The organism is Limnobacter sp. SAORIC-690, assembly GCF_002954425.1.
Taxonomy (GTDB): Bacteria; Pseudomonadota; Gammaproteobacteria; order Burkholderiales; family Burkholderiaceae_B; genus Limnobacter; species Limnobacter profundi.
Window position 1 is genome coordinate 308,908 of the sequence record NZ_MQVZ01000001.1, and the last position, 12,182, is coordinate 321,089.

At 54.6% G+C, this 12,182-nt stretch carries 8 protein-coding genes; 2 read left to right on the forward strand and 6 right to left on the reverse strand.

The window, feature by feature from the left end:
• Positions 1-807, reverse strand: coding sequence for a carbon-nitrogen hydrolase family protein (locus BSZ31_RS01410; protein ID WP_105027219.1), 807 nt, complete (start codon positions 805-807; stop codon positions 1-3).
• Between the two features lies 1 nt (position 808).
• Positions 809-4,855: a YhdP family protein gene (locus tag BSZ31_RS01415; RefSeq protein ID WP_105027220.1), complete on the reverse strand. Its 4,047-nt coding sequence runs from the start codon at positions 4,853-4,855 to the stop codon at positions 809-811.
• Between the two features lie 75 nt (positions 4,856-4,930).
• Here BSZ31_RS01415 and BSZ31_RS16795 point away from each other — a divergent pair, with 75 nt between their 5' ends.
• Both BSZ31_RS16795 and glnE read left to right on the forward strand, forming a co-directional pair.
• Entirely contained in the window at positions 4,931-5,107 is a 177-nt protein-coding gene (locus BSZ31_RS16795) for a hypothetical protein (RefSeq protein ID WP_168426799.1), read from the forward strand.
• On the forward strand, positions 5,107-7,644 hold the full coding sequence (glnE, locus tag BSZ31_RS01420; protein WP_105027221.1) for a bifunctional [glutamate--ammonia ligase]-adenylyl-L-tyrosine phosphorylase/[glutamate--ammonia-ligase] adenylyltransferase: 2,538 nt from the start codon (positions 5,107-5,109) through the stop codon (positions 7,642-7,644). The genes BSZ31_RS16795 and glnE overlap by 1 nt, the downstream gene beginning before the upstream one ends.
• A gap of 25 nt (positions 7,645-7,669) precedes the next feature.
• Here the strand turns inward: glnE and mtgA are convergent, their stop codons facing one another.
• Genes mtgA through BSZ31_RS01440 form a run of 4 tightly spaced genes read right to left on the reverse strand, consistent with a single transcriptional unit; the run spans position 7,670 to position 12,176 of the window.
• The gene (gene mtgA, locus BSZ31_RS01425; RefSeq protein WP_105027222.1) at positions 7,670-8,419 is read right to left on the reverse strand and encodes a monofunctional biosynthetic peptidoglycan transglycosylase; all 750 of its coding nucleotides are present in this window, start codon (positions 8,417-8,419) and stop codon (positions 7,670-7,672) included.
• Complete coding sequence (gene aroE, locus BSZ31_RS01430; RefSeq protein WP_240605618.1) at positions 8,416-9,315, reverse strand: shikimate dehydrogenase; 900 nt, start codon at positions 9,313-9,315, stop codon at positions 8,416-8,418. Before aroE ends, mtgA begins: the two co-directional genes overlap by 4 nt.
• Positions 9,316-9,330: 15 nt before the next feature.
• Positions 9,331-10,164 carry an energy transducer TonB gene (locus tag BSZ31_RS01435; protein ID WP_105027224.1) on the reverse strand — a complete coding sequence of 278 codons (834 nt, stop codon included), beginning with the start codon at positions 10,162-10,164 and terminating at the stop codon, positions 9,331-9,333.
• Complete coding sequence (locus BSZ31_RS01440) at positions 10,161-12,176, reverse strand: ribonuclease catalytic domain-containing protein (RefSeq protein ID WP_105027225.1); 2,016 nt, start codon at positions 12,174-12,176, stop codon at positions 10,161-10,163. The genes BSZ31_RS01435 and BSZ31_RS01440 overlap by 4 nt, the downstream gene beginning before the upstream one ends.
• Between the last annotated feature and the right edge of the window lie 6 nt (positions 12,177-12,182).

Sequence of the window (12,182 nt, forward strand, 5' to 3'; positions counted from 1 at the left end):
TTAAAGCACGCGGTGCGTAAGCGCGGGCAAGCTGTTTCGCACATCGACTATCTTAGCAGGGTCAAGCTGGCCCAGCACCACACCCTCGCCTTCTTCCAACACATTCTCGACCTCGCCCCACGGGTTGACCAGCATGGAATGGCCCCAGGTGCGGCGCCCATTCTCGTGCACACCGCCCTGACCGCAAGCCAGCACATAACACTGGTTTTCAATGGCGCGGGCACGCATCAACACCTCCCAGTGAGCGCGGCCAGTGGTATAGGTGAATGCAGCGGGCATCACGATCAAATCAACAGGTCCCATGGCACGGTAAAGTTCTGGGAAACGCAAGTCGTAGCATACGGACAAGCCTATTTTGAAGCCCTCCACATCGGCCACCACAGGTGTTTTTCCGGGAAGTAGCACGCGCGCTTCGTCGTAGCTTTCCTGCCCTTTGGTGAAACAAAACAGGTGAATTTTGTCGTAGCGGGCCGTGCATTCGCCTTGCGGATTGAATACCAGCGTGGTGTTGTACACACGGCCGTCCACCTCGCTGGCAATTGGCAGGGTACCCGCCACAATGTGTAAGTTACGTACCACGGCCTGATCGGCCAGAAATTGCTGGATCGGACCATTGCCGATAGGCTCTGCAATCGCCAGCTTGTCGGTGTCTTTGTGGCCCATCAAGCAAAAATATTCAGGCAGCAACACCATGCGTGCGCCTTGCTTTGCAGCATGCCCGATCAAACGCTGTGCGATGTCCAGATTCCGTTCAAGGTCAGGGGTGGCAATCATTTGCAGGCTTGCAACGGTCATGGACTTGCTCATGCTAATTCCTTGTGTTGGTGTCGTTGGTGGGCGGGGTGACCGGATCGCCCCTGCGCACACGCTCAATAACCGGGGCCACCCACGGGCCGCTCACCTTGTACTGGAAGGAGAAGATTTTCGAAAGCGGATCTTTCAGCACAAAATCGGCAATCAATGATGCAATACCCACCGCCGGGTTGGCTGCAATCACAGAGTAGATCAGTGAACCGCCGGCGGGGTTCAGGTCTGGCAACACAACCACATTCAGGTTTTGCGTTTCGCTTTCCAGGTCCAGTTTTCCGTCCATCAACACGGTGGCGCTAGGTCCGGTCATTTTGAAGTTCTGGGTGCTGGCAATGCCCTCTTTCATGGCCACATCGGCCTCCATGGTGTCGTAGGCAAAGCCCTCGGAAAACACATCCTTGAAATCGAGCGTGAATCGACGCGGAATACTTTGCAAGGAAAGTACGCCCAGCAATTTGGCCACGCCAGGGTCTGCTTTCAAAAACTGCCCCTTGCTGCTTTTCAGCTTGAATTGCCCGCTCAAGCTGCCGTAGTCAATATTCGTGGGCGCATCATTCCAGCGCAATCGCCCAAGCAGCGTACCTTCACCACCCTGAAAAACCCCGGCCATGCCGAGTCGGGTTAACAAGCCACCCGCATTCTTCACGGTTTGGTCCACTTCAATGTCGGTGCGCTGATTTTTCAGGTTTTCACCGTACTGCCAAACTCCTTTGGCCCGGGTAATCGATTCCGGGTTTTCAATGCGGAGTTCTTCCAGTTTCCATTCTTTCGGGCGTTGACCCAGAGCGGCGCGCGCCTGTTCTTCACGGGTTTGGTTCACCGCGATTAATTTCAGGCTGCCCAGAGCCAAATCATTCAAGGTGAAATTGTCCACCTGCACATCCAAAGCTGGAATGCTGGAGGCGGGCTCCTCCACCAAATCACGTAGATCACTGTCGAGCGTTTTGGGAATGACCAGCGTTTTAAAACGCGCCAACACAGCACCATCAGGCCTTTGTTTGTCAGAAATCCAGGACAGATAACCATCAACCCCCTTGGCTTTCACATCAAACTGCCATCGTTTTTCGACCGTGCGGGCCGCTACCGACACGCCTTCAAATGATTTGCTGCCCACATTCAGGCGTTCGGTGCGGATACCCACCTTTAACTTGATGTCGGTGTCAGCGGTGGGGTCACCCATCAACTCGCCCATCAAGCCCTTGTTGCCCGGGGCCGAGGTGATGTCATTGAAAATAGAGCGCCAAGTGTCCAAATCGATTGCAGGCACCCGAATGTCGCCTTGTATTCCTGCTGTGGGGGCCGCCAGGGGCGCACCGATGGCGAACTGCATGGAATCAATACCCGCTTGACCCGCCTGTTCCAGAACAATCGCACGAAGTTGTGCCAGCGGTTTCGCATCGGGGCCCAAATCCACTTGCCAACGTTCACCCTGGGCTGTGGCGTTTTGGTTCAATTTGAAGGGCAATCTGGCATCTGCTTTTTTGGCGAAAGGCGCAGGCAATTTCACCTCCAAGCCCTGCAACTGACTGTTCACATCCACCGCCACGCCATTCTCACGAGTGGCCACGAGCACCGAATACGGCGTGCTGCCAGCCAGGTAAGGCTCACTCAGGGGGTTCAAATACTGGGCCAAGCCCTTGGCACGCGCAGTGCCATTGGCCCGAATTTCCATACGCCCATTGGCATCTGTGGTGCCTTTCACCACCACTGGCCCGCCCAGGGCTTGGCCTTGAAGTTGGTCAATAAACAAACCTTTGTTGGAAAACTGGATGACGCCATCCACATTGCTGACCACCGGCATGCCCCGCACCACTCGGATGGAATTGCCTTTCAATTTCAGGTCGCCCTTGACCTGTGTTTTTTCAGGATCAGCAATCGGAATATTCAAACGCAAATCGAGGTTGGCATTGCCTTCCACCTGTGCATTAACAAGTGCCTCGTTCAATATTTCACGCACCGGGCTTTGATTCACAAAGGCCACCATTTTGCCCAAATCGCCTTGGCCTTGCCCTTTAATTTCAAGCAGTGGTTCCCAAGCGTCCAGGTTGTCAATGGTCGCTTGCACGCCTTTCAGGCCTACCCCGGAAGTTTCAGCTTGCTCCGCTTCAATCAACATGCGTTTGCCAATAAACAAGGCCTTGCCATTCACTTTCTGAATGCCGGGCCAGCCGGGGGCATAAGTCAGTTCACCGTTTTCAAAAGGCACATCGATTCTAAACACACCTGGGTGTTTGGGATCCGCAAAGGGAAAGTCGCTCAAGCGGCCTGACAATTCAAACTGACCGTTTTTTGCCATGCCCGCTTTCAGATTCTCTGTCAGCCATTCACGCGCACTGGCCCCAACCACCAGTGGCAAGTAATTGGCTACACGCGCAAGATTGGCCGACGGCAAGGTGCCCCGGATGTCGATGACATCCGATTCATCCCGGCGAAACTGGTAACTGCCCGCAACCTGGGCCTGAAGGTCTGTGTTGCCGACCTTCAGTTGCTCCACAGAAAATTCCGCTGGCTGATTGGCCGTGAAAACATCTCGCCAACCGCCTCGGCCTTCGATGGAATCAAAGGCCAGGGTTTCAGCTGCAAATATTTCTGGCAGGGAAATTTCAGAATTGCGGCCAACCAAGGTCCATTCGCCTTTGGAATCGCTGCCTTTGAATGTGCCACTGAGGTTCTTGAACCCGGTAATTCGTCCGTTTGATTTTGGCGACGGGTCGCGATACAACACGGTGAGCTTGCTGAAATCAACATCGGATTTGAACGAGACTGATTCCTCAAAGGGCTTGTTACCAGAAGTCCGCCAATCCAGCGCCACACGGTTGATTCGCCCGGCCACTTCGAAAGACTTCAAGGCTTCAAGCCGCTGAAGCTGCCCCAAATGTGGACCCAACTCGAGCACAATTGCCTGGGCCTGAGCCGCGTCCAATTGCTGAATCTGCACACCCCAATCCACCCCCTCTGAACCTGCTTCTTTCTTTAGGGACAAATCGGTCGGGCCAAACTGTTTTTGCCCGGCAATCTGGCCTTTCAGTTGACGGATCGAAATGGCATTCGGCTCAAACAAAGCGTGCTGACCTTGCACCTCGATCAAGGCACTGGTGTTAGTCATGTCAAAAGGGGTGGCCTCAACCTCTGGGTTGGAAAAACGCAACTTTCCAATTCGGGCATCCAGCAAGGAACGCTGCACCAAACCGTCTTCAAAATCGATCCACAGTTTTCCCTGTGGCTGGGTTAAATCCACATCCAGACCGAAAGTTTTGAACACCGACTCAAGCGGCTCCGTTTGATCCACCAAAGCACTGAGATAAAAACTGCCTTTCCATTTGGACACATCGCCCAACTTGCGCTCCAGCAACGGTGTTTTGAAGTTCAAGCGCGCGTTCACAGGCGTTTGAGCCAGCACCGGCAATTTTAAAGTCAGGCCGGCCTCGTGACGGCTGAGGCCATTTTCCAGCAACAGTTCAGCCTCGATGGCTTGAGCGCCGGGGAATTGCCCCATGGCATCCTGCCAGTTCAACACGCCGTTTCTCAGCAACACACGTTGCTGGGCCAACAACCAGTCCAGCCCGGGGTTGCCCTGGCTGCCATCGTCGACCAAGGGTATGCCGGCCACTTCGATTACACCCTGTGAATTGCGCACCACACTAAGCGCTGGCGATTGCACTTCCAGGTTTTTCAGGCGTGGATTGAAGGCAAGAATACTTGGCAAAGACCAGGTTAAGTGAACCCGATCCGCGGTGAAGCCCGGCTCACCATTGGCTTGGGGCAAGCGAATGTTTTGCACTACCAGCAAGGGACCAAAACCGCGCCAGCTGGCCTGAATCTCGCCAATTTCAAGTGCAGTGCCTGTTTGTGTTTGCAAGTACTGCTGAATTTCGGGGCGGTAGTGGTCAATTTCAGGCAAGACCAACCACTTGACGGCCAACAGGGCCATGCACAGGGGGGTATACACCGCAATCAACACCCAAAACAGCACCGCCCCTGCACGCCGAAGCGCGGGGTTGCCCTTGACTTGTTGCACCAGTGCCTGGTTTGTTCCTTCCTGCAAGAAATACCGCCCGAATAATCGTCAACACCTGTAGTACGCTATTGTAGAACCAAGCTCCCCTTTATTACGACACGCATGAACGACCCACTGGATTTCTATCATCAGGTTTGGCCCAACCACTCCGAATATGCCAAACGCTGGCTTCACCGTTTTCCACAATGGGACAGCACCGAGCACGATGAAAATCATCTTTTGAACTGCATTGAAACCTGGCTGGAGAAAGCGCGCGAGTTAAACGACGAAAAAGCCTGATGGCAGAACTTCGCCTGGTTCGGCAACGCAGCATGATTGAAATCATGCGCCGCGACCTGCAAGGCAAGGTGGACCTGTTCGAAGTGACAGAGGCCTTGTCCTTTCTGGCCGATGCCGCCGTACAAATTGCACTGAAATTCAGCCACAAAATGCAGGCAGAGCGTTTCGGCGAGCCCGCCGATGGTGATTGCATGATGGTGGTTGGCATGGGCAAGCTGGGCGGTCTTGAATTGAATGCATCCAGCGACATCGACCTGATTTTTTTGTACAACCAGGATGGAGAAACCCTCGGAGGCCCCACGGGTAAAACCCAATCCCATGCAGAATTTTTCACGCAGGTGGGCAAACGGGTCATCAAGATTATTTCGGAAGTGACCGACGAAGGTTTTGTATTCCGGGTCGACATGCGCCTTCGTCCAAATGGCGATTCTGGCCCACTGGTGGTGAGCCTGGATATGCTGGAAGAATACTTTGTGGTGCAGGGCCGCGAATGGGAGCGCTATGCCTGGATCAAGGCCCGCGTGGTGAATTGGGCAGTGGACCCGGCTCAAGATGCCGCTTTTCAACAAAGCCTGGACAACCTGAACAACATTGTTCGGCCCTTTGTATTTCGCAAATACCTGGACTTCGGGTCCATTCGCGCCTTGCGAGCACTGCATGTGCAAATTCGCAATGAGGTGAACAAGCGGGAAAGCCAACACCCAGGCTCGGTGCATGTCAAACTGGGGCGCGGTGGCATTCGTGAAATTGAATTCACGGCACAGGCTTTTCAGCTGATTCGTGGCGGGCGCGAACCCAAGCTGCAATTGCGGCGTACGGTCGATGTGCTGGAAGTGTGCGTGGAATTGGGGCTGATCACCAAAGACGACCACGACAAAATGGTGGCGGCGTATCGCTTTCTGCGCAACCTTGAACACCGTCTGCAATACGTGGACGATGCCCAAACCCACCGCCTTCCTGCCAGCCCGACCGAGGTACTGCGCATTGCACGATCCATGGGATTTCAAGACCCGGGCAACTTCATGAAGGCCTTGAACCGCCACATGGATTACGTGGCCAGCCACTTTGATGTGGTGTTTGGCGACAAACAGGAAGACGAAGAAACCCCCAGCCTTGAATTGCCTTGGGCAGACACCCTGACCCAGGGATTCACCAACCCCAAAGCCGCACAAGACCGTTACCAACACTTGATTGAATCGAGCCGGTACCAGGCTTTGCCCAGTGCACATCGGGAACGGGTTGACCGCTTGATGCCCACTTTGCTGGCGGCAGCAGGCGCTTCCTCAGCGCCAGACTCCTGCTGGCGTTACTGCTGCGATCTGATTGAAACCGTGTCGCGGCGCGGGGCCTACCTGAGTTTGCTGGATGAATACCCCATTGCCCGCATGCGGGTCAGCCGAATGCTTGCGGCCAGCCCTTGGGCTGCCAACTTTTTGATCAAACACCCGCTGTTGCTTGATGAGTTACTGGACAGCCGAACCTTGCTGACACCACCCGACTTCAAACAATGGAAGCAACAGCTGAGAGACCTGCTGGACCAAGCCAAACTGCCCGACGGGCAGCCCGACCTTGAACGGCAAATGGATCTGATTCGGGAGCAGCACCATGCACAACTGTTCAGGGTGCTGACGCAGGACCTTGAAAATCTGCTGACTGTTGAGCATGTATCCGATTTGCTGTCCGAACTGGCCGATTGCACGCTTGAAATTATTCTGGAACGTGCGTGGGACCAGCTGCCAAAACGGCACCGCGCGCAACCGCGATTTGCAGTGGTGGCTTATGGCAAACACGGCGGCAAAGAGTTGGGCTACTCCTCCGACCTGGACCTGATTTTCCTGTTTGAGGATGAGGACGACCGCGCGCCCGATTTGTACGCCCAACTGGCCAAGCGCATGAACCGCTGGCTCACCACTCAAACCGCAGCAGGCACCTTGTTTGAAACTGATTTTCGCTTGCGCCCCAACGGCGAGGCAGGCTTGCTGGTAAGCAGCGTGGCATCGTTTGAAGATTACCAACGCCGCGAAGGCGGAGTGGGTGCGTGGTTTTGGGAACACCAGGCACTGACCCGTGCCCGTTTCTGCGTGGGTGATGTTGAAATTGGAAAAAAATTCGAGACGCTGCGGGAAGAAATTTTACAACTGCCCCGCGACTGGAATGACGTCAAAAAAGAAGTGATTACCATGCGCCAGAAAATGCTGGATGGACACCCCAACCACACCGAGCTGTTTGATGTAAAACACGATTTGGGTGGCATGGTCGATGTGGAATTCATGGTGCAGGCCTTGGTACTGGGCTTCGCCAACAAGTACCCTGAACTGACCAAGAACAAAGGCAATATCGCCCTTTTGAAAAAAGCAGGGGAACTGGGGCTAGTGCCGGCTGAGCTTGCCAATTATGTGGCTGATGCCTACCGACAACTGCGGGCCAAGCAACACGCCTTGCGGCTGGCAGGACATGACAAATCACGCACCAGCGACCCAGCATTGATGGTGATGCGAAAACCCATTCGGAAGCTTTGGGAAACCCTGCTGGGCTAAAGTGCAAGTGTTCAGTGCCCTGCGTTTACTTCGGCACAGTCACTTGGTACATGCGCTTTTGAAGGGTTCCGGTTTTTCGAGCCAGGAAAGGTGAATTTCTGCGTTTGTCAAAATAGCGTGGCGCTGGCAACATGCCCGCCATGCGCGCCGCCTGGTAACTGTTTAATTGTGCGGCACTGACACCATAGTGGTGTTTCGCACCAGCCTGCACACCATACACGCCATTGCCCCACTCCACCACATTCAGGTACACCTCCAGAATACGGCGTTTGTCCCAAAGCGCCTCAATCATCAAGGCGATGACCAATTCCTGACCTTTGCGAACATAGCTTCGCTTGCTGGTCAAGAACAGGTTCTTGGCCAATTGCTGGGTAATGGTAGAACCACCGTGTGTCACCCTGCCGCGTCTCTCATTGCGCTTGATGGCCAGTTGGATCGCTTCCATTTCCACACCCTTGTGGGTCATGAACCCGCTGTCTTCAGCGGCGATTACGGCACGCTTTAAATTCAGGGAAATTTTGTCGTAAGGCACCCACTCGTGTTTAAGCTGAAAACCAGGCTCGGTCTTGCGAATTTCAGCCAAACGGGTTTGCATGAAACTGGTGCTGCTGGGGTTCACATGCGTCCACACCGCAATTTGTGCCAAATACCAAAGCTGCAACAACACGACAGCACAAAACCCCCAAAAGAAAATTCGCCACAGCCAAACCAATGGATTCAGACTGAATTTACGCTTGCTGCCGCCAGGAGAGGATTTTCTGCGCGCCATGGTCATTGTTGTTTTGCTTTGGCAAGCAAGGCTTGCCGAACTTTGGTTAAGGTTTCAAGTGCATTGGGTGACTGCCCGGTCCACACCTCAAAAGCGAGTTGGGCTTGAAACACCAACATACCCAAACCGTCGCTGCATGGTAAATCCAGCTTGCTGAGAGATCGAATGAACGCTGTGGGCTCGGCGGCATACATCATGTCGTACACCAGCACGGCACGCTCGTACCAATCCGGGTGAAGTGCGGGTACGTCCCCTTTCAAACTGCTTGAGGAGGCATTGACAATCACGACAGGCGCACCGGGCAAATCAAAATGTGATGGCGGTGTATCCAGCCCGCCACCCGCCGCCGGAAGGTCAATGGCCTCCGCACGCTGCGCCAGCTGGCGCGCTTTGTCCACAGTTCGGTTAAGTACCGTAAGGTGCTGAACACCCGCTTGCTGAAAAGCCGCAACGCAACCACTGGCTGCGCCACCAGCACCAATCATCAATATCTGGCATTGCTCCAGGTGCAAACCCAGAGCATTTAACTGCCGGTTCAAATCGCGGCACAAGCCGCCGCCATCGGTGTTATCCGCCAGCACCGTGCCATCGGCATTGAATTTCAGAGTGTTGGCTGCCTGCGCAAATTCAGCCGCAGGTGTCAGAGAATTGGGTGGGGCGCAGGCCAGTGCAAAAGCGTCCAGCTTGAAGGGCACGGTCACGTTGGCCCCCTTCACACCGGCCGCTTGCAGCGCAGCCACTGTTTGCGCAAAGCCGTCCAAAGGCGCCAGCACGCGTTCATATTGCAGCGGCAAACCAAGCTGCGCTGCAAAATTGGAATGAATGAAAGGCGACATGCTGTGTGAGATAGGATTGCCAATCACGACGTAGCGATCTGCCTGATGGATTAATGCATTCAACACGAAATCTCCATGCCCTTAGTACTCTGTGCTGATGGTGTCACGGCTGAACACCCAAGTGCGGGTAATCGCCAAAATATCGGCCTTCTGTCTCATCTCTGAAGGGAAAGGCGGAAAGGGTGTCGACATTCTTAAAATTCTCAATGCGGCCCGATCCAGCACTGCTGAGCCCGAGGAACGGTCTACCTCCACGTCTTCCAGCGTGCCGTCTGCGCGCACATAGGCCGTCAACCTCAGCTTGCCGTAAATACGGCCCTTCAGTTCATCGGGGTAATTTGCATTGCCCACCTGTTCTACTTTGGCGCGCCAGGCTTCCTCGTAAATTGCAAAGGCATAGGGCGAGGTGCGTGGCGAGAAAAAATGCTTGCGAGGACGCTCGTTGTAGCTTTTGATGTTGTCGGCAATTTGAGCCTGCAACCGTTTTATTTCAAGCGCGCGCTGGCTTTTCGGATCATTGCCAGGGCGAGTGTCCAACACTTCGTTTTGCGGTGTGGTGCGCAACTCCGCACCGGCCAAATTTCGCTGCAAGGCTTCCAGTTCCTTGAGCCGCTCCTGGCTGGCAATCAGTTCGCGCTGGTTGACCTTGTCGTCGGCTTGCCCGGGCAAGGTGGTCGCTCGGCCCTTGTCGGCTTGCCCGCCACCATCCAGCGCAACCTGCGCAAGCACCTTGGCGTCGGTGGGTGTTTTTTGCGATTGCGCATTCACCAAAATCACCTCAAGCGGACGGCTAAAAGCGGTGTCTGCTTTCGGTTTTGAGAAATGCACCAGCAACAACAAGGCGTGAAGAAACACCGACAACACCAGTGCCTTTTTCAGGTTTATCTCGCCAACTGGTGCACGCAGCGAATTCAAGCCGCTGAACCTCCCACGGAATCGTCAGGCGGACTCAGCCCCTCTGACTCACCTGCATCAACCACAGCCACTGGTGCCTGCGGAAGTTCAATTTCCTCTTCCTCATCATCATCGAGCAAACGTGTGGGTGTTCCTTTCTTCAAAGCAATCAATTTGCAGGAAACAGTCAAGGTGAGTTCATCCACCTGATCCAACTCAACCTCAACCTGCACGCCGCGGCCTGGCGAAGTTACTCCCACCAGGCGAACAAACAGGGGAATGTCGTCCAGGCGCACCAGTTCGTCTTTCACCACCACACCGTCAAACTGCTTGCGGCCCTTTTGCTGAATCCAGCGCAGGCACCAGTAGCGTTCCATGCTTTGCTGGAACTCGGCATAAGCCTTGTAAGTCACATCAAAACTGTTCACTGCTGATAGCAATTCCGCATCGGTTGCGGTGTACACCGGTGGTTCCTGGCGAAGCAGCGAAATCAATTGCTGCTGGTTCACCAAATCAACATAACGGCGCAATGGCGACGTACTCCATGCGTATTGCGGCACGCCCAAACCCACGTGGGGCGCAGCATGGGTCGACATTCGCACGCGACCCATGGGCGGCTGCACACGATAAATGCCGGTGACCTTGCATTCGTCCAGCATGCCACCCCATTCACGGTTCACGTAAATCATCCACTCGGCCACCAACAAATCCAGTGGTGCATCGCGGCGGCGTGGTTGAATTTCAACGGTTCCGTCATCGCTCACATAGAAATTGAAATCAATGCGCGTGTGCTTCTCAGGCTGCCCGCGCACAATTTCGCGCTCCATTCGCAGCACACACGAACTTTTCCACAGCATTTTCAATGCTGGAAAAAACTCGCCCACCACCTCAAGCTCATGCAAATCGGGGTCTTCCAATACCTCTTTGGACAAAGCCGCATCCAGGTGATTGTGGCGCAAGTTCGCTGCCATGGGCACTTGCTCAATGGCGCTGTAGGGCTCGCTGATCAGTTCACCAGTTTCAGTACTTACTTCAACGTAAATACTGACCGATGGAACGGTACGCCCTTCAGCCAAGGTGGCCAGTTCAACCACCTGATCGGGCAGCATGGTGATTTTGTCACCGGGCGCATACACCGTGGACAGGCGCTCGCGGGCCACGCGGTCATAGGGACTGCCGCGCGAAATCAAGAGCGCAGGCGCTGCAATATGCACGCCAATGCGCGCGCGTTTTTCATCCAGCCACACAACGCTGAATGCATCATCAATTTCCGTGGTTGAAATGTCATCAATCGAGAAAGCACGCACATTGGCCACGGGCAACTCTGTCAACTCGGCGGGCACTTCGGGCGCAGGCAAATCAATTTCCGGCCCTTTGGGAAAATACACCGCCGCAAAACGCGCGCGCATCATTTCATGTACCGATTTGAAGGCACCACATTCAATCAACAACACATCGGGCGACCGGCCGGCTTCTGTGCAGGCCAACATCAATGCTTTGTATTCAGCGCTGTTTTTATCCGGGCGCACCAGCAGTGTGGCTGCCTGTTTTGCAAAACCATCGGGTAGTTCACGGCGCACCAAGGCATCGGCCCAAGCCTGTTGCTGCTCAGCCGCCAAGCGCTTTTTCTCCAGACCCGCCAATGCAGCCTGCAAGATTTCTGGCGGGGCTGCACGGTACATGCCCTTGCCTTTGCGATGAAAATGAATGGGCGCAGCATGCAAAGCCGCAAGGGTAGCTGCCTGCTGTACCACGGTGGGCTTTTCGCCAAAATATTCCTGGGCCATGGCTGTGAAATCAAACTCGCCTTCAGGCGAACATTCCCACAAAAACTCGGTGTCCACTTCTTTGGCCAAGGCCTCAACCTGCGCATGGAACTCAGCACATTCCAACGCATCAAACTTCAGCATCACACTGTTGGATTTCACCTTGGTGCGCTTGCCATGCAAGGTTTCGACCTGATAGGCGTTGCCCTGCTCTTGAAGCACTCGGCCCACTTTGAAGGCTCCGGCCTCTTCGTAATACAAATTCATCAACTG